Source organism: Herbaspirillum frisingense, from assembly GCF_047325095.1.
GTDB classification, from domain to species: domain Bacteria; phylum Pseudomonadota; class Gammaproteobacteria; order Burkholderiales; family Burkholderiaceae_D; genus Herbaspirillum; species Herbaspirillum frisingense.
The window spans coordinates 4,887,645-4,911,306 of sequence record NZ_CP168558.1 but is presented as its reverse complement, the minus strand read 5'-3'; the positions used below and the strand labels follow the sequence as shown (position 1 = coordinate 4,911,306).

Below are 23,662 nucleotides of genomic sequence, written 5' to 3'. Positions count from 1 at the left end.
AAAGAGACACACTACCACCAGAAGTACTACTTGTTACGGCACTACACGGTACTGCTACTGCACTTACAACCCACTACTCTCTACTTCTCCTCGCCCGAGGCAGTCTCAGACGGGCTTTCCATAACCGCCGCCACCCGGCGTCTCGATGACGAATACTTCGCCGGCCTGCATCTCGGTGCTGGCGACAAAGCCGACATCCTCTTCCCGGCCATCGTTACGGATCACATAGTTGCGGCCGCATTTGCCAGGGTCGCCACCATCGGCACCGAAAGGCGGCACGATGCGGTTGTTGGAGAGGATCGATGCCGTCATCGGCTCCAGGAAGCGGATCTTGCGGATGCCGCCGTTGCCGCCGTGCCAGGCGCCTGCACCACCGGAACCATCACGGATCTCATAGCTTTCCAGACGGACCGGATAACGCCATTCCAGGATTTCCGGATCGGTCAGGCGTGAATTGGTCATGTGAGTCTGCACCACGTCGGTACCGTTGAAACCCTTGCCGGCCCCCGAGCCACCGGAAATGGTTTCGTAATACTGGTAACGGCCGTTGCCGAAGGTGAAGTTGTTCATCGTGCCCGGTGCCGACGCCAGCACGCCAAGTGCGCCGTACAGGGCATTTGTGATGCAGCTGGAGGTTTCCACGTTGCCCGAGACCACGGCTGCGGGATAGCGCGGATTGAGCATGGAGCCCTCCGGGATGATGACGTTCAGGGGCTTCAGGCAACCGGCATTGAGCGGAATCTCGTCATCCACCAGCGTGCGGAAGACATACAGCACCGCGGCCATGCAGATGGCGCTGGGCGCGTTGAAGTTGTTGTTCAGCTGCGGCGAGGTGCCGGTGAAATCGATGTCGGCGGTACGCTGCTCGTGGTTCACACGGATGGCGACCTTGATCACGGCGCCATTGTCCAGCGGATAGTCGTAGCTGCCGTCCTTCAAGAGGATGATGACGCGCCGTACCGCTTCTTCCGCATTGTTCTGGACGTGATCCATGTAGGCCTTCACCACGTCCAGGCCGAAGTGATCCACCATCTTCAGCAGTTCTTCCACGCCCTTCTGGTTGGCCGCGATCTGAGCTTGCAGGTCGGCCAGATTCTGGGCGATGTTGCGCGCCGGATAGGGGCCGGAGCCGAGCAGGGCCACGGTTTCCTGTTCCAGGAAGCGGCCGCCGCGCACCAGCTGGAAGTTGTTGATGAGGATGCCTTCTTCTTCCACCACGGTGCTGTTGGCCGGCATGGAGCCGGGGGTGATGCCGCCGATGTCGGAGTGGTGGCCGCGCGAGCCGACATAGAACAGGATCTCGCGGCCGTCCTTGTCGAAGGCCGGGGTGATCACGGTGATGTCGGGCAGGTGGGTGCCGCCATGGTAGGGATCGTTGAGCATGAACACATCGCCCGGCCGCATCTTGCCGGCGTTCTCGCGGATGATGGTGCGGATGCTCTCGCCCATGGAACCCAGGTGCACCGGGATGTGCGGCGCATTGGCGATGAGGTTGCCCTGGGCATCGAAGAGGGCGCATGAGAAGTCCAGGCGTTCCTTGATGTTGACCGAGAAGGCGGTGTTCTGCAGGCGCAGGCCCATCTGTTCGGCAATGCTCATGAAGAGATTGTTGAACACCTCCAGCATGACCGGGTCGGCGTCGGTGCCGATGGCCTTGCGTTGCGGGCGCGCCTGGTAGCGTTGCATCATCAGATGGTTCAGCGGCGTGACTTCGGCCAGCCAGCCGGGTTCGACGATGTTGGTCGCGTTCTTCTCGGCCACGATGGCCGGGCCGTGGACGATGTCACCGGGGCGCATGTCTTCGCGACGGTACAGGGCGGTGTCGTGCCACTGGCCGCCGGAGAACAGGCCCACCGTTTCGGTGACGGTCAACGGTCCCTGGCGCGGGGGCAGGTGTTCGGGCTTTTCTTCGCGGTCGGTGGAGATGCCGATGGCTTCCACCGAGATGGCCTCGACGATCATGGTCTTTTCCGGCATCAGGAAGGAATAGCGCTTCTTGTAGGCGGACTCGAACTGCTCGACCATGCCGGCCAGGTCGCCGAAGTTGACCACGATCACCGAATCGGTGCCGTCATAGCGCAGGTGGGCGCGCTGGATGACGTTGATCTGCTGTGCTGCCACGCCCTGGGTGAGGAGGTCGGTCCTGGCCTCTTCGGAGAGCTTGCCGAGTTCGGCGTCGAGTTGGCCCAGCGACTGCGCGGACAGGGGCAGTTCCATGGCCTGTTCACGCATGGCGGTCTGGTCGGCCAGACCCATGCCGTAGGCCGACAGCACGCCGGCGAAGGGGTGCGCGAAGACGCGCGTCATGCCCAGCGCATCGGCCACCAGGCAGGCGTGCTGGCCACCGGCGCCGCCGAAGGTGGTGAGGGTGTAGTCGGTGACGTCGTGACCGCGCTGCACCGAGATGAACTTGATGGCGTTGGCCATGTTGCCGACGGCGATCTCGATGAAGCCTTCGGCCACTTCTTCCGGCGTACGGCGATTGCCGGTCTGTTGATGGATCTGTTCGGCCAGTTCGCTGAACCTGGCGACCACGGCGTCGCGATCCAGGGCTTCGTCGGCAGCCGGGCCGAAGACCTTGGGGAAATAGGCCGGCTGGATCTTGCCCAGCATGACGTTGCAGTCGGTGACCGCCAGCTGGCCGCCACGGCGATAGCTGGTCGGACCGGGGTTGGCACCGGCACTGTCCGGGCCGACGCGATAACGGGTGCCGTCGAAATGCAGGATGGAGCCGCCGCCGGCAGCCACGGTGTGGATGCTCATCATGGGGGCGCGCATGCGTACGCCGGCGACCTGGGTTTCGAACTCGCGCTCGAATTCACCGGCATAGTGCGACACGTCTGTCGAGGTGCCGCCCATGTCGAAGCCGATGATCTTGTTGAAGCCGGCCGTCTCGGCGGTACGCACCATGCCGACGATGCCGCCGGCCGGGCCGGAGAGGATGGAGTCCTTGCCCTGGAAGCGGTGGGCGTCGGTCAGGCCGCCGTTGCTCTGCATGAAGAGCAGGCGCACGCCATCCATCTCGCTGGCGACCTGGTCCACGTAGCGGCGCAGGATTGGGGAGAGGTAAGCATCGACCACGGTGGTGTCGCCGCGCGAGACCAGCTTCATCATGGGGCTCACTTCATGGGAGACCGAGACCTGGGTGTAGCCCAGCTCGGTGGCGATGTCGGCCAGCTTCTTTTCGTGTTCGGTGAAGCGATAGCCGTGCATCAGCACGATGGCCACGGCGCGATAGCCCTCCTGGTGCAGTGCCGCCAGTTGCTGGCGCACCGAAGTGGTGTCCAGGGGCGTGATCACTTCGCCGTGGGCGCCCAGGCGCTCATCGACTTCCACGACTTTTTCAAACAGCAGTTCAGGCAGGACGATGTGGCGATCGAACAGGCGCGGGCGGTTCTGGTAGGCGATGCGCAAGGCATCGCGGAAGCCCCGGGTGATCAATAGCACGGTCGGATCGCCCTTGCGTTCGAGCAGGGCATTGGTGGCGACGGTGGTGCCCATCTTCACCGCTTCGACCACCTGTGGCGAAATCGCCTCACCGGGTTTCAGCCCCAGCAGACGCTTGATGCCGGCCACGGCCGCATCCTTGTATTGCTCGGGATTTTCCGACAGCAGCTTGTGCGTCAACAGCGTGCCATCCGGCTTGCGCGCGACGATGTCGGTGAAGGTGCCACCGCGGTCGATCCAAAACTGCCAACGCTGCTCCCCCAACAAATTCTGACCTTGTTCCATGGACGCCTAACCTTTCTGAATTAACTTTATTAGTGCAGTTTATTGATGAATTATTGAGATAGTGCACTCAAAACGTGCGATTAAGTCCTGCTTGCTGAGCCGGCCGATTCCCCGCCGAAAATCCTGAACAGGCCTGAAACCCCTTCTGCGCCTGTGTTTTCCACCTTGTCCCTACTCGACTTCAAATTCTGGCACGCGCTTTGCTAATAACACGACGAAGAAATTGTCTGTATTTAGTTTTTTATTTAAAAATAATTTATTGACATATTATCGATGAAAAATATAGGATTCAACAAAAAAAACAAGCAGAGACAAAAAATGGAAAAAGAAGCAAAGCAATAAGGACGTGGCATCAATGCACGTCGCCATTTGGGGAGTGACGCTTTGTTGACGGGGAGCCCTGTCAACCAGCACAGCGACATTCCAGCAGTCCGAATCCGTCAGTCGATAGTCAGCAGAAAGAACCGCATCACCTGGGCCGCGATGGCCGGGCTGTTCCGCCAGGGCAGCCATGTCGCGCAGGTTCCGAAGATGGCAGTAAGCCTTGCCGGTCCGCCGGGGAGGAGGGCGTCGTGCAAGCTTCTTCAGGGAAGAGCTTGCAATGTGCGCCGGTTATTTGGGGTAGCTCCCGCTAAAGGCTTCATGCGGTGGGGGATTTTGGGTGTCATTCAATACAACAAGGAGCGTCTCATCATGCTAGGTCTCATCTCCAACAGCGTCAAAGCGGTCCGCACGGCAGGGGTAGCGGTCTCGTTTTCCCTGGTCGCGTTTGCGGCACACGCGCAACAGCAAGAAATCAAGATCGGTGTCATCTATCCTCTGAGCGGTGCTGCCGCCTCCACCGGCGCCGAGATGAAGGACGCGCTGGAACTGGCTGCCGACATCATCAACAACGGTGCCAAGGGCGTACCCAACCTGCCGTTTTCGGCCGGTGGCGGCCTGCCCAACCTGAAGGGCGCCAAGATCAAGCTGGTGTTCGCCGATTCCCAGGGCAACCCGCAGGTCGGTGCTACCGAAGCCGAACGCCTGATCAGCCAGGAGAAGGTCGTGGCCCTGGTCGGCAGCTATTTCAGCAACGTCACCGCCACTACCAGCCAGGTGGCAGAACGCTACAAGGTGCCTTACCTGAACCCGGAATCGTCCTCGGCGTCGCTGACCCAGCGCGGCTTCAAGTGGTTCTTCCGCACTACCGCCCACGATGACCTGTTCGTGACCAACTTCTATGAGTTCTTCAAGGAGCTGGAAGCCAAGAAGGGCATCAAGGTCAACAAGCTCGGCGCCTTCAACGAAAACACCCTGTGGGGCAACGAAACCACCAAGCTGGAGACCAAGCTGTCCAAGGACCGTGGCTTCGACTTGGTCAAGACCGTGGTCTACCCTGCCAAGAGCACCCAGCTGACCTCGGAAGTGCAGCAGCTCAAGGCGGCCGCACCGCAGGTGGTGCTGCAGTCGTCCTACCTGGGTGACGCCATCCTGTCGATGAAGACCTACAAGGAGCTGGGCTTCAACCCCGACATGATCCTGGCCAATGACGCCGGCTTCATCGACACCGAGTTCATCAAGACCCTGGGCAAGGACGCCGACTACATCATCACCCGCGATGTCTGGTCGCTCGACCTGGCTGCCAAGAACCCGCTGATCAAGCAGGTCAACGATCTGTTCTACAACCGCTACAAGATCAACTTCACCGGCAACTCCTCGCGCACCTTCACGGGTCTCATGACCCTGGCCGATGCCATCAACCGCGCCGGTTCGACCGATGCCGAAGCCATCCGCAAGGCACTGGCCGAGACCAACATCCCGGGCGACAAGCTGATCATGCCGTGGAAGGGCATCAAGTTCGACGAGCACGGCCAGAACACCCTGAGCTCGGGCATCCTGCTGCAGATCATCAACGGCAAGTACTACACCGTGTGGCCGTTCGACATGGCCACCCGTGATGTGGTCTGGCCGATGCCGAAGTGGGACCAACGCAAGTAAGCAGGCGATAGCACTCATGGTGCCACGGGGCGGCAGGCCGGTGACGTAGGCCGGGCCGGCCTCCCCGCGGAAAAATCTTCATCGCAGGCGGCTGATAAGACGGTGCGTGAATAGTTCGTTGGAGGGAAAAATTATGTCTTGGGATATTTTGGCGCAGACCCTTGCGTCTGGTTTGCTGATCGGACTGATCTATGCGCTCGTTGCTATCGGCCTGACCCTGATCTTTGGCGTCATGGATATTGTCAACTTCTCGCATGGCGAATTCCTGATGTTCGGGATGTACTCCAGTTTCTGGTTGTTCGCCCTGTTCGCGCTCGACCCCATCTTCACCCTGCCGCTGACGGCATTGTTCCTCTTTGCGCTGGGTGCACTGCTCTACAAACTGGTCATCCGAAAGATCACCAATGCACCGATGGTGTCGCAGATCTTTACGACCTTCGGTCTGATGATCCTGTTCCGTGGTATCGCGCAATTCTTCTGGAAGGCCGACTTCCGCACCATCGAGAACTCGATGGTCAGCGGCCAGGTGTCCATCGCCGGCATCCAGATCGGCACGCCCCAGCTGACCGCAGGCCTGGGCGCCATCATCGTCACCGGCGTGATCTATACCTTCCTCACCCGTACCCGCCTGGGCGCGGCCCTGGAGGCGACTGCCGCCGACAAGGAAGCCGCCCAGCTGATGGGTATCGATTCGCAGAAGATGTTTGCCCTGGCCTGGGGTATCGGCGCGGCCTGCGCGGGCGTGGCCGGCGTGCTGCTGTCGACCTTCTTCCCGATCTTCCCGGAAGTGGGCGCCAACTTCATCCTGATCGCCTTCGTGGTGGTCAACCTGGGTGGCTTCGGCAGCGTGGTCGGTGCCCTCATCGCCGGCGTGCTGGTAGGCCTGATTGAAGTGATGGGCGGTTTCCTCCTGGGACCGCAATACAAGATGCTGATCGTGCTGGCCTTGTTCCTGGGGATGCTGATGTTCCGTCCGCAGGGCCTGATGGGCAAAGCCTGAGTACGCCACCGATACAGTCAAGAAGGAAAATCCATGTCCAAGAATACCTCCGGCCTGATCATCACAGCGCCGCCGTCGGGCGCGCTGGCCAACAAGATGCGCATCGCCCTGGCGATCCTGCTGGTGGTGGCGGTGGCCCTGCCCACGTTCGTCACCTCTCCCACCCACCTCAACCTGGCGATCCTGATCCTGATGGCGGCCCAGATCGGCGTGTCCTGGAATATCGTCGGCGGCTATGCCGGCCAGGTCTCGCTGGGCCACGTGGCGTTCTACGGTATCGGCGCCTATACCTCGGCCATCATGTTCTCGATCTGGGGCATCAGTCCCTGGATCGCCATGCTGGCCGGCGGACTGATCGCCGCCGCCACCAGCCTGGTGATCGGCTGGTCCTGCTTCCGCCTCAAAGGTCACTACTTCGCGATGGCCACCATTGCCGTGGCCGAGATCATCCAGATCGTCTTCACCAACTGGGACTTCGCCGGCGCCGCCGTGGGCCTGACCATTCCCATGAGCGAGGAGGGCTGGTCCAAGATGATCTTCAGCGGCAAGGAGCCCTACTACTACATCGCGCTGGGCTTGTTGCTGGTGACATTGCTGGCCAATGCCTGGATCGAGCGCAGCTATCTGGGCTATTACTTCCGGGCCATCAAGGATGAACCGGATGCCGCCCGCAGCCTGGGGGTGAGCCTATCCAAGTACAAGCAGATCGCCTTTGCCGTGAGCAGCTTCTTCACCGCCATGGGAGGCAGCCTGTATGCCCAGAAGGAACTCTATATCGATCCCGCATCGGTACTCGGTACCGGCATCTCGATCAAGATGGCGCTGGTCTCCATCCTGGGTGGTATCGGCACCCTGTTCGGCCCCATCGTCGGTGCCGGGCTGCTGACGGCCATCGAGGAAGGCACGCGTACCCTCTTCGGCGGCACCGGTCGCGGTACCGACCTGATCATCTACGCCGCGCTGATCATCGCCATCGCGGTCTATTACCCGAACGGCATCGTCGGTTACGTGCGGACCTATCTGGCCCGCCGCAAAGCCAACAAGCAACATCAGGAGGGCAGCAAATGAGCCTGCTTCGTGTCGAGAACGTCTACAAGAAATTCGGCGGCCTGACCGCCAACCAGGATATCTCCTTCAATGTCCAGGTCGGCGAGATCGTTGGCCTGATCGGGCCCAACGGCGCCGGCAAGACCACCATGTTCAATTGCATCGCCGGCTATTCGCCCCCGACCACCGGTGACATCTGGCTGGAAGACGTGAAGATATCCGGCATGAACCCGGAGCAGTGTGCCCGCATCGGCATCGGCCGTACCTTCCAGGTGGCGCGCACCTTCACCAGCATGACCGCGCTGGAGAACGTGATGGTCGGTGCCTTCCTCAACGAGCATAGCGTCGCCAAGGTGCGGGACACGGCGCGCCAGCTGCTGGAGTTCGTCAACCTCGGACGCTTCGCCGACAAGCCGGCCGGCAGCATGACCATCAGCGAACAACGCCGCCTGGCGGTGGCCCGCGCCCTGGCGGTCAAGCCCAAGCTGCTGCTGATGGATGAAGTGATGGCCGGCCTCAATCCCACCGAGGTGAAGGAAACCGTGGAGGTGGTGCTGAAGATCCGCGACCGTGGCATCTCCTGCCTGATCGTGGAGCACGTGCTGGAAGGCATCATGCCCATCGCCAACCAGATCGTGGTGCTGGACTACGGCAAGAAGATCGCCGATGGAAGCCCGACCGAGGTTTCCAACGACCCGCACGTGATTGCCGCCTACCTGGGAGATGAATGATGTTGCAAGTAACCAATCTGCGCGCCAGCTATGACGGCGTGCTGGCCTTGTCCAAGGTCGACCTGGAAGTCAAAGCCGGCAGCATCGTGGCGCTGGTCGGTGGCAACGGCAACGGCAAGTCCACCACGCTGCGCGCCATCGCCGGGCTGAACAAGCCGGATGCCGGCCAGATCAGCTTCGAGCGCCAGGATATCGGCAAGATCCCTTCCTTTGACCGCGTCAAGCTGGGCCTGTCGCTGGTGCCGGAAGGGCGTCGCCTGTTCCCGCGCCTGACGGTGGAACGCAACCTGGAGCTGGGCGCGTACACCCGTACCGACAGCACCGAAGTGGCGGCCTCCCTGGACGAGATGTATGCCACCTTCCCCATCCTCAAGGAACGGCGCCATCAGCTGGCCGGTACCATGAGCGGCGGCGAACAGCAGATGCTGGCCATCGGTCGCGGCCTGATGGCCAAGCCCAGGCTGCTGCTGCTGGACGAGCCGTCCTGGGGCATCGCACCCAAGTTCGTGACCAAGGTGTTGGACACCATCCAGCAGATCAACGCCAAGGGCGTGTCCATCCTGCTGGTGGAGCAGAACCTGCACAAGGCACTGGACATCGCCCACTACGGCTATGTGATCCAGACCGGGCGCATCGTCATGGAAGGCAGCGGCGACGAACTGCTGCACAACGAAGACATCAAGAAGGCCTATCTGGGCGGCCTGTGACATGCAGACCCATCCCATGCCCGAGAGGAAAGCCGTGACAGACCGCCTGAACGAGTAGCCCATCGGGACCGATCCGGCGTGCCCGTCCCCGGGCCCCCCGCTTCCCTCCACATCGCGAGCGACGGCTGTGGCCGTCATGAACCAAGGACTTTTATGTTGACGCATAAATCCCTGCTGGAAGCGTACGTCCATGCAAAAGACAAAGGCAGTCCCGGGCTGATCCACGACATCTTCGCGCCCAATGCCATGTTGACCATTGCCGTGTGCGATGACGGCATTTCGTTTCCGCCGCTGGTGGTGGGCAGCGAAGGGATCGCGCAGACGCTGGTGACCGATTTTGGTCGTCAGTTCTCGCAATGCCGCACCTATTACCTGGCCGACGTGCCAGCCGGTGCCGGTGCGCAAATCGATCACCTGCCGTGGCTGGTCATCATGCGCGACAAGGTCCAGGCCAAGCTGCGCATCGGACGCGGCAGCGATCGCTGGTCATTCGTTCCGGAGGGTGAAGGCTGGCGCATCTCGGAAATGCATATCCGCATCGACCGCATGGATAGCCTGCCCGACCGGGCGGGCGGTCTGGTGACGACGCTGCAATCCTTCCTGCCATACCCGTGGTTGCGGCCGGCAGCACTGGACGAGGCGCTGGCACCGCTGGCCCGCTGCAATCCGGCGTTTGGCTTCGTGACGGAATTCCTGTCCGAAAAATTTGAAAGGCCGGAGCAGGGCGTGTTCGCTCCGGCGTGAACGAGGACCCCGAAGAGGGTCGTGATAGCAGTGGTTTTGCAGTTCCCGTTCAAGCGCTGGAGGCAAAAAGGCCAATTGCTTCCGGTGTGCGGCGGGCTGGCGCGTATCGGCATGGAAGGGCGCGCACGATCATGCCGATACGCGATTTTTTGGAAATCATTTACGGGGAATCACAATGAAACAAAGGATTTTGGCTGCGTCGATCATGGCTGCGGCAGGTATCTACGCTCTGCCCGCATCGGCGCAATCGTCGGTGACCATCTACGGTCTGATCGATACCGGTTACGTCATCGAAACCGGTGGCGCTGCAGGCAAGGTGAACAAGCTGACCAGCGGTATCAGCGGCGGTTCGCGCATCGGCTTCAAGGGTACGGAAGATCTCGGCGGCGGCATGTCGGCGGTGTTCCTGCTGGAGTCGGGCTTCCAGAACGATACCGGTGCACTGGGGCAGGGCGGTCTGCTGTTCGGTCGCCAAAGCTATGTCGGCCTCAATGGCGGCATGGGTTCGGTGCTGGTGGGACGTCAGTACACACCGCAATACATGACGCTGGCCATGGTCGATCCGTTCGGTACCGGTTATGCCGGTGATGCAGCCAACCTGATGCCCAACACCGGCAACAGCTCCAGCCGCATGGACAACACCGTCAAGTACATCTCGCCCAAGGTGGCTGGTTTCACCGGTGAACTGGCTTATGGTTTCGGCGAAACGGCCGGCTCCACCAAGGCCGCCAGCCAGGTCGGCGCTGCCGTGCAGTACAGCAACGGTCCGCTCAATGTACGCCTGGGCTTCCATGGTCGCAACAACGACACCACCACCGCCGAGACCAGCAGCGGACGCAGCACCTTGCTGGGTGCGGTGTACGACTTTGGCGTGCTCAAGCTGCACGGCGCCTATGGCATCAACAAGGGCGTCAACAGCTCGCCGCTGCGCAGCACCGTCAATTCCTATGGCACCGGTCCCGTGTTCGCCTCCACCGACAGCGCCGACATGCTCATCGGCGTGACCGTACCGTTCGGCGTGCAGCACACCGTGCTGGCCTCGTACATCCACAAGAACGACAAGACCGCCCGCAACCAGGACGCCAACCAGGTCGCGCTGGGGTATCGCTACTCCATGTCCAAGCGCACCGACCTGTACGCGATGTATGCACACATCAGCAACAAGAATGGCGCACCCTACACCGTGGGTAGCTCCATCGAAACCGGCTCCGGTAACAGCGCCTGGAACTTTGGCATCCGCCATACGTTTTAACGGCTTTTTCCGGCGCATGCAGTCTTGAGGGGGAAAGGTAAGTAGTGCCCGTTTTTCCGGGCAGGCAGTTTCTTACTGTGCGTGACGCCGGGCCTGATTGCCGACGGCTCCATGTCTTGAGGGGAGTCGTCGGCCAGGTGCGGAGGAGATGCAGGCTGACACCATCGTCGTTACCGCATTTCGACTTGCAAGGAGCATCCACATGAAGTTGAAGAATCTGAACATCGGACAACGCCTGAGCGCAGGTTTCGGCATTGTGATCTTCCTGATGCTGGCGCTGACGGCCATTGGCGTACTGCGCCTGAACCAGATCAACGGCAGCATCGCCATGATCGCCAAGGATTACTATCCGCGCACCGTGATGGCCAACTCGGTCAAGAGTGCGCTGGACGAGACGGCGCGCAGCATGCGCAACCTGCTCTTCATGAGCACGGTCGACGAGATCAAGGGCGAGCTCGACGCCATCGATCGGGCCGGCAAGACCATCGAAAACACGCTCAAGCAGTTTGCCGCCAATACCAGTTCGGAAGACGGGCTGCGCATGCTCAAGGCAGTCAATGCTGCACGAGCCCAGTACACGCCGGTGCTGAACAATTTCATCGCCGCCGTCAAGGATGGGCAGGTCGAGCAGGCGCGGGACCTGATCCTGCCCGAGATCGCCCCCTACCAGAGCGCCTATTTCAAGGCCCTCGACAACCTGATCGCCTACCAGGGTAGCCGCATGGAAGAGGGCGGGCGCGACGCCGAACAGGTGGCCACCTCGGCCAGTATGCTGATGATTGCCATGGCCAGCATCGCCACGCTGCTGGCGGCACTGGTGGGCTATTCCGTCATGCGTGGCATCACGCGCCCGCTCAATGCCGCCATCAATATTGCCGAGCGCGTGGCCGGTGGTGATCTGGCGGTCCAGGTCGAGGCCACCGGCTCGGACGAAACGGCCAAGCTGCTGGCGGCACTGGAACACATGCGCGACGGCCTGGTAGGCGCGGTGACGCAGGTACGCGAGGGGTCCGACGCCATTTCCGTGGCGGCGCGCGAGATCGCCGAAGGCAATGCCAACCTGTCGGCCCGTACCGAACTGCAGGCCAGCACGCTGGAAGAAACCGCCAGTTCCATGCTGGAGCTGACCAATGCCGTCAACCAGAATGCCGAGAACGCCCGCGAAGCCAATCATCTGGTGCTCAACGCTTCGCAGGTCGCCACGCAAGGGGGCGACGTGGTCACGCAGGTGGTCAGCACGATGAAGGAAATCAAGGAGAGCTCGCGCCAGATCGTCGACATCATCGGGGTGATCGATGGCATCGCCTTCCAGACCAATATCCTGGCGTTGAACGCTGCCGTGGAGGCAGCCCGCGCCGGTGAGCAGGGACGCGGGTTTGCCGTGGTCGCCGCCGAGGTACGCGCCCTGGCCCAGCGCAGCGCCGCTGCTGCCAAGGAGATCGCCGGGCTGATCCAGAGCTCGGTGAAGAAGGTCGATGCCGGTGGCGCGCTGGTGGACCAGGCCGGGCAGACCATGCAGGAGATCGTCTCCAGCGTAAAACACGTGGCCGACATCATGATCGAGATATCGGCCGCCAGCGACGAACAGAGCGAAGGCATCCGCCAGATCAATCAGGCGGTCGAGCAGATCGATGACATGACGCAGCAGAACTCGGCCCTGGTGGAACAGGCGGCAGCGGCTGCGCAGCAGATGCATGACCGCTCGCTGGCGCTGGGGCGGGCGGTATCGATCTTCAAGACACAGGGTGCGCAGGCAAGCCAGACGACGCACGAACCTGGCGCGGCGGACTGGGAATTGTCAGGCGAGCATGCCGGGGCGCCATTGGCATGGACGCCGGAGGACAGGAAGTTGCTGGTGGAAAAGTAGACTGCAGATTCAACAGAGCCCAATCTGGCTCACCTTGCCGAGGAAATTGGGGTTTAAAATCGGGGTTTCTCGACTGACCGCCGGCGGCGGGGAAAATCTCTCGACGTTATTTCCTGTGGCGGTCAGTGATCTTGTCTGCTTTTCAAAGACCTTTATGCCAACCGAAAAGAAAACCCCGAAAGCCAATTTCGCCCAGCCCAACACCCCAGGCAAGGTGCCGATCGTATCGTCACTGCATCTGGCTTCAGGAAGGAGCAAGGAGTTGAGCGAATTCGAGTTCGGCATGATCATCGCCAGCAATGCCTTCAACCGATGGATGATCCGCTGCATCTCGGCAGCCGGCATGAAGGACATGACGGCCACCGACGTCCTGGTATTGCACCATATCAACCACCGCGCACGCGAGAAGAAGCTGGCCGACATCGCCTTCATCCTCAATATCGAGGACACGCACGTGGTCAACTACTCGCTCAAGAAGCTGCACGCCCTGGGCCTGGTGAGCACCGAGCGGCGCGGCAAGGAAGTGCTGTATTCGACCAACGAGGCCGGACAGGATCTTTGCAAGCGGTACTACGAGATCAGGGAGCAGCTGCTGGTCTCCAGCCTCACCGGCGACAACACCGAGAGCTACGAGCTGGAAGAGCTGGCCCGGTTCCTGCGCGTGCTGTCGGGCTTGTATGAGCAGGCGGCGCGGTCGGCGACGTCGATGTAAGAACAACAGGGCGGCCGGCCGTCTGCGGGCCGGCGCCTTCTCGTAGCCCCCTACCTGCATCGCCCAGACTCCCTCCTCAATCCATGCGGAAGCCCTCAAGGTGTCATGCTGCGGACCTGTCCGCGAGCAGTCATCCGGGCGCGCCTAGCCCCTGATACTCGCTGCGTCGCTTCATGAAGCGGTGGTAGGACATTCGCAGGTGCAGGCGCATGACCTGGCGTGCCAGTTCACCATCTTTTGCTTCCATTGCCAGGACCAGGTCCTGATGGTGATGCAGGCTTTGCTCCAGTTGTGCCGGTTCATAGAGGTGGAAGGAACGGACGATGATGGGCATGTCGATGATGGTCTCCAGCATCGCACGCAAGCGCGGCGAAGCGGAATAATCCAGAATGGTCCGGTGGAAGGTGCTGTTGGCCGCCTGGATCTTTTCGACTGAATGGGGGCCGCCATCGCGGATGGCAGTGGCCATCCTCTCATTGCTGTCCTTCAGGATCTTCAGCATTTCCTCGTCGCCACGCTCGGCAGCCAGGCTGGCTGCATAGGGCTCCAGCAACATGCGCAGCTGGAAGGTTTCTTCGATATCCCACTCGCTCCAGGCCGCCACGTGGATACCCTGGCCGGCGTCGGCAGTGGCCAGGCCTTCCTCGACAAGACGTCTCAGGGCGGTCCGCACAGGCGTACGGCTGACTCCCAATTCACGCGCAAGCGGTTCTTCCTTGAGCTGGGTGCCTGGCTTGTATCGTCCTCCGACAACACGCTGCCGGAGTACTTCGTAGACCTTGTCCTTGCCGCGTTCCACCTTCGATGCTCCCGTTTCCATTGCCGATGGCGGATTCTATATGCGCCATCCCGACCTCGTCCAACAGGGCGGCTCATTCGGCTTGAATGTCCCAATATTGTTCTTTTTGTGGTTTTTTTAGGCGCGACAAGAAACTGATTTGCCTTAATTGTACTTTTTTTGTATTCTTCGTAAAAATATTCAAACCGGAGACATCAATGCGCATTGCAATCGTCGGCATGGGCGAAGTTGGTCGCTGCTATGCCAAAGCCCTCTATGCAGCAGGGCATGAACTGATCCTCTGCGAAGCCTTTCCTTCCCCGGCGGCCCGGGAGCTGGCCAGCCAATGGAGCCTGGAGCTACACCAGCAGCCAGGCGTTTGCTTCAAAAATGTACATTGGGTGTTCTCCTGCGTGACCGGAGCACAGGCCCTGGCCGTGGTCGAACAGGTGGCAGCGTTCCTGGACGCGGGGACCGGATTTGCCGATCTGACCACCGCCAGCCCGGAGACCAAGAAGCAAGCCTTCGCCACCGCCCGTGCGGCTGGATTCGAATACGTGGATGTGGCCATCATGGGCGCCATTTCGCTCAACTGGGAAAAGACCCCGCTGCTGGCGGCCGGGCGCAAGGCTGCCGATTTCAGGGAGGTGCTGCTCACTGCCAACGGCCGGGTGCAGGTCATCGAGGGCGCCAGTCCGGGTGCTGCGATTTCGCTGAAGATCCTGCGCAGCATTTTTACCAAAGGCATGGAAGCGCTGGCGGTCGAGCTGTTGATGAGCGCCGAAAAGCAGGGCGTACGCGAAGAGCTGTATCACCAGCTGAAGGATATCGACGAGACCCCACTGCGCAGCTTCATCGACATGCTGGTGCGCACCCACGTGATCCATGCAAAACGCCGTGCCCATGAAGTCCACGATGCGCGCCGGGAACTCGACGGCCAGGGACTGCCATCGCTGGTGCTGCCGGGCGTGGAGGAGCGTTTCAATGCCACCGCGGCGCTGCTGGAGCGACGCCCACTGGACGTGGACAACCCCGACGTCGGACAGGCTCTTACCTGGTTGCTCGCCGCTGGCGACGCAACCTGACTTCAACTTCCAACCCAGGACATATCCATCATGACCACCAAAGAACAGATTACCCAGTTGCGTGAGCTCGGTTCGGCCACGGTCTACGAAGCACAGGGTGCCAAGGGCGCCCTGGACCACGGCATGAAACCGATCGATCCCACCTCTCGCCTGGCCGGTCCGGCCCTGACCGTGGATGCCCGTCCGGGCGACAACCTGGTGCTGCACTACGCGGTCCTGCAGGCCAAACCGGGCGATGTGCTGGTGGTCGATGCCAAGGCCTTCATGGAAGCCGGTCCCTGGGGTGACGTGCTGACCGTGCTGGCAATGAAGCGCGGCATCGCCGGGCTGGTGGTCAATGGCTGCGTACGCGATGCGAACACCATCATCGATCTGGGATTCCCGGTCTTCTGCCGCGGCCTGTCCATCAAGGGCACCGGCAAGCACCAGCCGGGCCGGGTCAACGTTCCGGTGGTCATTGGCGATGTCGTCATCCATCCCGGTGACATCATCGTGGGCGACCGCGACGGTCTGGCAGTGGTGGCAAAAGACGAAGTCGAAGCGACCATCGCCAGCAGCATCGCGCGCGAAGAAAAGGAAGAAAAGATGCGTCGCGCCATCGAGGACGGCGCCTCCACCGTCGAGCTCATGAAGTTGCAGGACATCCTCAAGAATTACGGTCTGGTGTAAGCCGCCGAAAGGGAGAGCCGGCGCAAGACCGGACTCCATCTTCCTGCCTGCCCCTGGCCTGCTGGCGCCGGGCGGCGCAGATGAAAAACAGAAAATGCTTCAATCGCTGAAGGAGACTTGAATGGAAGCGGTAGCCATGGAACGTACGAAGTCGAAGAGCCATTTCAGATGGGTCATCGGCGCACTGATTTTCATTGTGTACACGGTGGCTGCCGCCGACCGTGCCAACCTGGGCGTCGCCTTGCCGTTCCTGCGCAAGGAATTCGTGATGTCCAACACCGAAGCCGGTGCACTGGCCAGCATTTTCCTGTTCGCCTATAGCCTCGCGCAGCTGCCGTCCGGCCTGGCCTACACGCGCTTTGGCATTCCCCGCGTGTTTTCGCTCGCCATGTTGGCGACCTCCCTGTTCACCGGATTGATCGGCACGGCCTCATCGCTGCTGATGCTGAAGATCTACCGCTTCGGCCTGGGATTGGCGGAAGGCCCGCTGCCCATCGGGATCACCTCGACCATCAACAACTGGTTTCCGGCGCGCGAAAAAGGCACCATGACGGGGATCTTCCTGGCCGCCGCCAAGTTCGGCCCGGTGCTGGTGCCGCCGGTCTGTGCGGTCATCATCCATTACTGGGGCTGGCGCTATATCTTCTACATCTTCGCGCTGCCCGGCATCGTCCTGTCGGTGGTGTGGCTGCTGGTGGTGAAAAACCGGCCCTCGGAAAGCCGTCATGTGTCCGAGGAGGAGCTGCAGCACATCAATGACGATCGGGTCGCCAGCGGCACCGCCCAGGCCCCGAGCAGCAAGCGCAATTTCGCACTGCTGGATCGCCTGATCCGCACCGGCAAGGTCGCCACGGTCGACACGACCAAGGGCATCTTTCGTTCATGGAACATCATGGGCGCGGCGCTGGGCTATTTCTTCATGACCGCGATCGTGAACGTCCTGCTCGCCTGGATTCCGACCTACCTGATCAGCGTCAAGGGCTACTCCGTAACCAACATGGGCATGGTCGCTGCCGCCCCCTGGGTGGGCGCGGTGATCGGCAATCTCCTGGGCGGCATGATGACCGATCGCCTGCTCGACAAGCGTCGCAAGCCGGCCATGCTGATTTCGGCGTTCTTCACCACCATCATGATGGTCATCCTCATCAACTCGCCGGCCGATCCCTTCCTGTATGGCGCGCTGCTGCTGCTGACGGGGATTCTGCTCAACATCGGCTATTCCACGTACATGGTCTATCCGATGGGCATGACCTCCCGCAAGGTCTATCCGATGGCCAGTGCGATGGTCAATACACTCGGGCAACTGGGGGGGGCGTGTGCGCCGCTGATCGCCGGTCTCTTGCTGGACAACTACAGCTGGAGTTATGTCTGGGTGTTTCTGGCGGTGTGCTCGGTGCTGTGCTTTATCACCATCCTGACCATTCGTGAGCCGGCGCACGCTTGAACGGTCCTGTTCGGCGCTGTCTCTCGCTTCTGGGCGGAGGACGGCGCCTGCGATGGAATCGGTGACGCGCAAGCCACGCAGCCTTGCGTATTGTCGCTGTTGCCCAACCAGCGGCCTGTAGCAAAGACAGCTACTTTTCAAGCTTATGCGCGCCGCGAGTCCTGTCAAAGCACTCCAAAGAGCCACCCCTTGGTCTCTGTGCAGGGATACCGGTGTTCTTTGCCATCACCCTGTTCTGGGTGGGCCTGGCCATACGTCTGGTCGCGCCATCGTATAAGCGCAACGTCGCGAGCGTGTCGCTGTACCGTCTTGCGGGGCTGGTAGATCCGCCTGGTAGCGCTGGCGCTGTTCAATGCACGCTCTCATATCGCGCAAGTTGCCGACCAGGCGCGCGACTTCACTATCGATACATCGCAATCAACACATCAGGCTGAGCAAGCGTGTTGCCGAATTGCTGGATAGCCGTCGGGCGTGGATATCAAGTCTGATGTCGTCCGGTGTAACCGAGTAGCCCTTCCTTGAGGGCCAGGTAAAGCGTAGGTCCAAGGGCTGCCGCGATCTCTGCTTCCGTCTCTTCTACCGCCTGGTGGAACTGTTCCAGCCACAACATGCCTTGCGGCGTAAAGCGCACGATCTTGGCCCGGCCGTCGCTGGGATCGGGTTCGCGCATGACGATGCCCAGCTTCTCCAACTGTAGTACCAGTTCTCCCAGGGACTGCTTGGTGATGGAGGCGCGCTTGGCGATCTCGGTGGCGCGGGTGCCTTGGACGTCGAGGTTGCGTGTAACGCTGATGTGGCTCAGGGTGAATTGCCCATGGCCGGCCGCGACCATCTTGGCCAGCACACTCTCTTCAAAACGCTGCACGGCCTGGTTGAGCAGGCGGCCGAGGTTGGTTGCACGCCAGGCATCATTGCTGGCGGGAATTGCCGGCCTGGCCGGCTTTCGGGTCTTCTTGGGTGTCACATCCATGCGTCTGGCCGCCGGGTGGGCGTGGTGTCAATGAGGCAGATTACGCGAAGTATACCGGCACCTTCGGTTTTCCCTTGCTTTTACAAAATCCAGCTTGACGAATATAGTAAGGCATCCTTACTATAAGTCCGCCTATAACAAGAGACAAAGGAAAGCAGATGAAGGCGGTAGACGTAATGATTTGCGGCGGAGGGCCGTGCGGCCTCATGCTGGCCAACGAACTGGGAAGACGCGGTGTGAGTGTGCTGCTGGCCGATGAAAAGGACAGCACGGCATTCAACCCGCAGGCCAATGCCACCCAGGCACGGACGATGGAACATTTCCGGCGGCTGGGTTTTGCCGATGAGATCCGTGGCCAGGGGCTACCGGCGGATTTCCCCACCGACATTGCCTATTTCACGCGCTATGCCGGGCATGAACTGGCGCGCTTTCGGCTACCGTCGGCACAGCAGGCAAAGACCCGTGCACGCGAGTTGCGGGGCTCGTGGAGTGCGGCGGAGCTGCCGCACCGGGTGTCGCAAAAGTATGTCGAAGCCGAGCTGCGCCGCCAGGCTGAACGGCTTGATGGCGTAGACGTGTGCTATGCGCATCGGATACTGGATTTCACCGAGCATTCAGACCACGTCATCACGACCGTCGAGCATCGCCATACCGGTGAACGCTTTGAGGTCCGCAGCCATTACCTGATGGGCGCCGACGGTCCCCGCAGTACGGTGCGAGAGCGGCTGGGATTGAGTTACACGGGCGAAACCGGCGTGCAGCGCGATTTCATGGGCGGCCGAATGTTCGCTGTCTACCTACGCTGTCCGACTTTCTACGAACAGATGCCACATGCGCCAGCATGGATGAATGTCACCTTCAACGGTGACCGGCGTGCCTTCATGGCTGCTGTCGACGGCAAGGGAGAGTTTGCTTTCCATACGCAGCTGCGGCCTCATGAGAAGGAAGACGCCATCACGGAGGCGGATGCGCGCGGACTGTTCTGCGCGGCGGTAGGACGTGACTTGCCGGTGGAGATACTGTCCAAGGGCGGCTGGACTGCAGGGCATTCGCTGGTCGCTGATCATTTCCGGCGTGGACGTGTATTCCTTGGCGGCGATGCGGTGCATCTGTTCACCCCCACCGGCGGTCTGGGCTACAACACCGCTGTCGAGGACGCGGTCAATCTCGGCTGGAAGCTGGCCGCCGTACTGCACGGCCAGGCCAGTCCGGCGTTGCTGGACACCTATGAGGCCGAACGCCGACCGTTGGCGCTGCGCAATACCAGCTACGCGCGCAAGTTCGCCGACTCGTTGGGGCTGTTCACCCCTGTAGCCGAACTGGAGCAGGACAGCGCAGAGGGCGCCGCCGCGCGTGCCGCAGCAGGCCTCTACCTGGAACAACATGGTCGAGCCGAATTCAATATCCCCGGTATCACCTTCGGTGGTCGCTACGATGGATCTCCGGCGATCATCGCCGACGGCAGCCCGGCTCCTGCGGATGCGGCCAATACCTATACGCCGACGGCCAGCCCTGGCGGACGCCCCCCGCATTTCTGGCTGCAGGACGGCAGTTCACTTTATGACCACTTTGGTTTCGGTTGGACCTTGCTGTGCCTGGGCCAGCCGGATGCCGACACCACACCGTTCAGCCATGCCATGCAGCGCTATCGCGGCAGCCTGACGGTGCTGCACCTCGATGACCCCGATGTCATCGCCGGCTATGAGGTACCGCTGGTCCTGATCCGCCCGGATCAGATCGTCGCCTGGCGCGGCAGTCTCGCCGATTGCAATGATGCCGAACGCATCATCGATCGGCTGCTGTGCCATGTGCTGCCAGGCTGACGTCCGGCCAATCCCATAAGTGATAACGACAAGGAGACACCCACGATGAGTTCCACCGCTTCCTTCACTGTACGTGATGCCGTATTTGACTTCCTGCGTCAGGTCGGCATCGACAAGATATTCGGTAATCCTGGTTCGACCGAGTTGCCCCTGCTTCGCGACTTCCCTTCCGACTTCCGTTATGTACTCGGCTTGCACGAGGCGGTCGTGATCGGTATGGCGGACGGTTATGCACAGGCCACCGGTAAGGCCAGCTTCGTCAACCTGCATTCGGCCGCTGGTGTCGGCAATGCGATGGGCAACCTCTTCACCGCCTTCAAGAACCGCACGCCCATGATCGTCACCGCCGGTCAGCAAGCCCGCTCCATCCTGCCGTTCGATCCCTATCTGGGCTCGCGTGACGCGGCCGAACTACCCAAGCCCTATGTGAAGTGGAGCATCGAACCGGCTCGCGCCGAAGACGTCCCACTGGCCCTGGTGCGCGCTTATCATGTGGCCATGCAAGAGCCGCGCGGCCCGGTGTTCGTGTCGATCCCGGTGGATGACTGGGATCGTTCCACCACACCGCTGCAGCCCCTGCAAGTATTGACCCAGGTACGTCCGGCGCCGGACTCCATCGAACCGCTGGCTGCGGCGCTGGCGCAGTGCCGGCGGCCTGCCTTCGTGGTCGGTGCTGCCATCGATCAGGCCAATGCCTGGGATGAGATCGTCGCGTTGGCCGAACGTCACCGGGCGCGTGTGTTTGTCGCGCCGATGTCGGCACGCTGCAGCTTCCCTGAAAACCATGCCTTGTTCGCGGGCTTTCTGCCGCCGATGCGCGAGCGCATCGTACAAGCGCTGGGCGGACACGATCTGGTCTTCGTGGTCGGCGCGCCTGCCTTCACCTACCATGTCGAGGGCAGCGGTCCGCATCTCCCACCTGACGCTACATTGTGCCAACTGGTCGACGACATCTCGGTCGCCGCGTCAGCACCAGCGGGTATCTCTGTGCTGGGCAACATCAAGCTGGGCCTGGCCGATCTGCTGGCGCGTACGGACGATCCGCAGCGGCCGACGCCCGCACCTCGCGCGCCGGTGCCGCGTGCCGAGCCATCGCCCCTGATGACGGCTGCCTTCGTCCTGCAGACATTGTCCGAGGTGCGCGATGCCAGCCATATCGTGGTGGAAGAGTCACCCAGTTCACGTCGCACCATGCAGCACTATCTGCCGTTCACGCAGCCGCACACCTTCTTTACGATGGCCAGCGGCGGCCTGGGCTACGGCATGCCCGCCGCCGTTGGCGTGGCCTTGGCCGAGCCTGCGCGCAAGGTCATCGGCCTCATTGGAGATGGCTCCAGCATGTATTCGATCCAGTCCTTGTGGAGCGCCAGCCAATTGGGTTTGCCGGTGACCTTCATCATCCTCAACAATCGGCGATATGAAGCGCTATGCGATTTCGCACTTCATTTCGGCTTCGGCAAGGACGAGGCGGTGCAAGGGACGCAACTGCCTGACATCGATTTCGTCGCCCTCGCCGGTTCCATGGGCTGCCCTGCCACGCGCGTCGAGGACGCCGCTACGCTGGCGGACACCCTGCGCCGTGCATTGGCCGAGAACCGGCCGAACCTGGTCGAGATCGTGGTGGACTGATCCTGCTCATTCGCCATAAAAGGAGATTCATGACATGAACCAGACTCAACTGTTTATCGACGGCGCCCGTGTACCATCCACCGCCGGCGCCAGCTTTGAGCGCCGCAATCCTCTCGACAACGCCGTTGCCACTGAGGCAGCCGCAGCCACTACCGAGGATGCGCTCGCTGCCGTCCACAGTGCGGCACGCGCCTTCCCGGCCTGGTCCCAGACCGGCCCCGGCGTCCGCCGCAACATGCTTGAGAACGCGGCTCGTGCACTGCATGACAAGTCCGATGCCCTGGTTGCGGCGATGATGGCCGAGACCGGCGCCTCCGAAGTCTGGGCACGTTTCAATGTGCACCTGGGTGTGGAAACCCTGCGCGAAGCCGCAGCCATGACCACCCAGATAGCGGGTGAAGTCATCCCGTCCGATATTCCTGGCTCGTTGGCATTGGGTGTGCGCCAGGCCGCCGGCGTGGTGCTGGGCATCGCACCATGGAATGCACCAGTGATTCTGGGGGTGCGCGCCGTGGCCACGCCACTGGCCTGCGGCAATACGGTGATCTTCAAAGGATCGGAGATCTGCCCGGCCACCCATGGGCTCATTGTGGAGGCCTTCGCCGATGCGGGCCTGCCGCCAGGCGTACTGAATTACCTGAGCAATGCGCCGCAAGATGCACCGGCCATCGTCGACGCCATCATCGCCGCACCGGCTGTACGCCGTGTCAACTTCACCGGATCGACTCGGGTTGGCAAACTGATTGCCCGGCGCTGCGCAGAATACCTGACGCCGGCCGTACTTGAACTGGGCGGCAAGGCACCGCTGCTGGTGCTGCATGATGCCGATCTTGATGCCGCCGTCGATGGCGCTGCATTCGGCGCGTTCATCAACTCAGGTCAAGTCTGCATGTCGACCGAGCGCATCATCGTTGATGCGCGTATCGCCGACGACTTCGTTGCGCGCCTGCGTCTCAAGGCGATGGCGCTGCCCGTGGGAGATCCGCGGCGTGGGCCCGTGGTGCTGGGTTCGGTGTGCGATATGGCTACGGTGCAGCGCTGTAATGCATTGATCGAGGATGCACTCGTCAAGGGGGCGACCCTGGTATGCGGTGGGCGCGCCGATACCACGCTGATGCCGGCTACCCTGCTTGACCATGTGACGCCGGAGATGCACATCTTCCATGAGGAGTCGTTCGGACCTGTCAAGCCGATCATCCGCGCCAATGATGACGAACACGCGATTGCGCTGGCCAATGATAACCAGTACGGATTGTCGTCCGCCATCTTCAGTCGCGATGCTGCCAGGGCGATGCAATTGGCGCGTCGCATCGAATCGGGCATCTGTCACATCAACGGCCCCACCGTGCATGACGAAGCACAGATGCCCTTTGGTGGCGTCAAGGGCAGTGGCATCGGCCGTTTCGGTGGCAAGGCCGGGATTGCTGAATTCACCGATCTGCGCTGGATCACCCTGCAAACAACTCCCAGGCACTACCCCTTCTAGTCGTTC

General features: G+C 61.5%; 19 protein-coding genes. 15 read left to right on the top strand and 4 right to left on the bottom strand.

Features of this window, described 5'->3' with window-relative positions; all coding sequences use genetic code 11:
• Nucleotides 1-105: 105 nt before the first annotated feature.
• The gene (locus ACEOAC_RS22355) at nucleotides 106-3,732 is read right to left on the bottom strand and encodes a hydantoinase B/oxoprolinase family protein (protein ID WP_413444626.1); all 3,627 of its coding nucleotides are present in this window, start codon (nucleotides 3,730-3,732) and stop codon (nucleotides 106-108) included.
• A gap of 693 nt (nucleotides 3,733-4,425) precedes the next feature.
• Here ACEOAC_RS22355 and ACEOAC_RS22350 point away from each other — a divergent pair.
• The 8 genes from ACEOAC_RS22350 to ACEOAC_RS22315 all read left to right on the top strand — a co-directional run bounded on the left by ACEOAC_RS22350 (nucleotide 4,426) and on the right by ACEOAC_RS22315 (nucleotide 13,060).
• Entirely contained in the window at nucleotides 4,426-5,712 is a 1,287-nt protein-coding gene (locus ACEOAC_RS22350; protein ID WP_006461846.1) for an ABC transporter substrate-binding protein, read from the top strand.
• Nucleotides 5,713-5,845: 133 nt separating this feature from the next.
• Nucleotides 5,846-6,712: a branched-chain amino acid ABC transporter permease gene (locus ACEOAC_RS22345; RefSeq protein ID WP_006461845.1), complete on the top strand. Its 867-nt coding sequence runs from the start codon at nucleotides 5,846-5,848 to the stop codon at nucleotides 6,710-6,712.
• A gap of 33 nt (nucleotides 6,713-6,745) precedes the next feature.
• Nucleotides 6,746-7,780, top strand: coding sequence for a branched-chain amino acid ABC transporter permease (locus ACEOAC_RS22340; RefSeq protein WP_006461844.1), 1,035 nt, complete (start codon nucleotides 6,746-6,748; stop codon nucleotides 7,778-7,780).
• Entirely contained in the window at nucleotides 7,777-8,490 is a 714-nt protein-coding gene (locus tag ACEOAC_RS22335; RefSeq protein WP_006461843.1) for an ABC transporter ATP-binding protein, read from the top strand. The genes ACEOAC_RS22340 and ACEOAC_RS22335 overlap by 4 nt, the downstream gene beginning before the upstream one ends.
• Nucleotides 8,490-9,197 carry an ABC transporter ATP-binding protein gene (locus ACEOAC_RS22330; protein WP_006461842.1) on the top strand — a complete coding sequence of 236 codons (708 nt, stop codon included), beginning with the start codon at nucleotides 8,490-8,492 and terminating at the stop codon, nucleotides 9,195-9,197. The genes ACEOAC_RS22335 and ACEOAC_RS22330 overlap by 1 nt, the downstream gene beginning before the upstream one ends.
• Before the next feature lie 153 nt (nucleotides 9,198-9,350).
• Nucleotides 9,351-9,941 carry a nuclear transport factor 2 family protein gene (locus tag ACEOAC_RS22325; RefSeq protein WP_413443857.1) on the top strand — a complete coding sequence of 197 codons (591 nt, stop codon included), beginning with the start codon at nucleotides 9,351-9,353 and terminating at the stop codon, nucleotides 9,939-9,941.
• 175 nt (nucleotides 9,942-10,116) lie between these two features.
• Nucleotides 10,117-11,193 (top strand): porin, encoded by a 1,077-nt coding sequence (locus ACEOAC_RS22320; RefSeq protein WP_241813050.1) that lies wholly within the window; start codon nucleotides 10,117-10,119, stop codon nucleotides 11,191-11,193.
• Between the two features lie 202 nt (nucleotides 11,194-11,395).
• Nucleotides 11,396-13,060 carry a methyl-accepting chemotaxis protein gene (locus ACEOAC_RS22315; protein ID WP_413443856.1) on the top strand — a complete coding sequence of 555 codons (1,665 nt, stop codon included), beginning with the start codon at nucleotides 11,396-11,398 and terminating at the stop codon, nucleotides 13,058-13,060.
• Nucleotides 13,061-13,069: 9 nt separating this feature from the next.
• On the opposite strand, the gene ACEOAC_RS22310 is transcribed toward ACEOAC_RS22315, so the two are convergent.
• Nucleotides 13,070-13,345, bottom strand: a complete 276-nt coding sequence (locus ACEOAC_RS22310) for a hypothetical protein (RefSeq protein ID WP_413443859.1) — start codon at nucleotides 13,343-13,345, stop codon at nucleotides 13,070-13,072.
• Between ACEOAC_RS22310 and ACEOAC_RS22305 the strand changes: the two genes are divergently transcribed.
• On the top strand, nucleotides 13,275-13,772 hold the full coding sequence (locus tag ACEOAC_RS22305; protein ID WP_233207520.1) for a winged helix DNA-binding protein: 498 nt from the start codon (nucleotides 13,275-13,277) through the stop codon (nucleotides 13,770-13,772). The genes ACEOAC_RS22310 and ACEOAC_RS22305 overlap by 71 nt on opposite strands.
• Nucleotides 13,773-13,902: 130 nt before the next feature.
• Here the strand turns inward: ACEOAC_RS22305 and ACEOAC_RS22300 are convergent, their stop codons facing one another.
• Complete coding sequence (locus ACEOAC_RS22300; RefSeq protein WP_413443855.1) at nucleotides 13,903-14,592, bottom strand: GntR family transcriptional regulator; 690 nt, start codon at nucleotides 14,590-14,592, stop codon at nucleotides 13,903-13,905.
• Nucleotides 14,593-14,768: 176 nt separating this feature from the next.
• Here ACEOAC_RS22300 and ACEOAC_RS22295 point away from each other — a divergent pair, with 176 nt between their 5' ends.
• The 3 genes from ACEOAC_RS22295 to ACEOAC_RS22285 all read left to right on the top strand — a co-directional run bounded on the left by ACEOAC_RS22295 (nucleotide 14,769) and on the right by ACEOAC_RS22285 (nucleotide 17,748).
• Nucleotides 14,769-15,635 carry an NAD(P)-binding domain-containing protein gene (locus tag ACEOAC_RS22295; RefSeq protein ID WP_413443854.1) on the top strand — a complete coding sequence of 289 codons (867 nt, stop codon included), beginning with the start codon at nucleotides 14,769-14,771 and terminating at the stop codon, nucleotides 15,633-15,635.
• A gap of 30 nt (nucleotides 15,636-15,665) precedes the next feature.
• On the top strand, nucleotides 15,666-16,304 hold the full coding sequence (locus ACEOAC_RS22290) for a 4-carboxy-4-hydroxy-2-oxoadipate aldolase/oxaloacetate decarboxylase (protein ID WP_006461835.1): 639 nt from the start codon (nucleotides 15,666-15,668) through the stop codon (nucleotides 16,302-16,304).
• A 121-nt stretch (nucleotides 16,305-16,425) separates the two neighbouring features.
• Nucleotides 16,426-17,748, top strand: coding sequence for an MFS transporter (locus ACEOAC_RS22285; protein WP_413443853.1), 1,323 nt, complete (start codon nucleotides 16,426-16,428; stop codon nucleotides 17,746-17,748).
• A gap of 478 nt (nucleotides 17,749-18,226) precedes the next feature.
• On the opposite strand, the gene ACEOAC_RS22280 is transcribed toward ACEOAC_RS22285, so the two are convergent.
• Entirely contained in the window at nucleotides 18,227-18,718 is a 492-nt protein-coding gene (locus ACEOAC_RS22280; RefSeq protein ID WP_413443852.1) for a MarR family winged helix-turn-helix transcriptional regulator, read from the bottom strand.
• A 158-nt stretch (nucleotides 18,719-18,876) separates the two neighbouring features.
• Between ACEOAC_RS22280 and ACEOAC_RS22275 the strand changes: the two genes are divergently transcribed.
• The 3 genes from ACEOAC_RS22275 to ACEOAC_RS22265 are packed head-to-tail and all read left to right on the top strand — an operon-like array spanning nucleotide 18,877 to nucleotide 23,656.
• Nucleotides 18,877-20,541 (top strand): FAD-dependent oxidoreductase, encoded by a 1,665-nt coding sequence (locus ACEOAC_RS22275; protein WP_413443851.1) that lies wholly within the window; start codon nucleotides 18,877-18,879, stop codon nucleotides 20,539-20,541.
• 45 nt (nucleotides 20,542-20,586) lie between these two features.
• Nucleotides 20,587-22,170: a benzoylformate decarboxylase gene (mdlC, locus tag ACEOAC_RS22270; protein ID WP_413443850.1), complete on the top strand. Its 1,584-nt coding sequence runs from the start codon at nucleotides 20,587-20,589 to the stop codon at nucleotides 22,168-22,170.
• 34 nt (nucleotides 22,171-22,204) lie between these two features.
• Nucleotides 22,205-23,656, top strand: coding sequence for an aldehyde dehydrogenase (locus ACEOAC_RS22265; RefSeq protein WP_006461830.1), 1,452 nt, complete (start codon nucleotides 22,205-22,207; stop codon nucleotides 23,654-23,656).
• Nucleotides 23,657-23,662 lie beyond the last annotated feature (6 nt).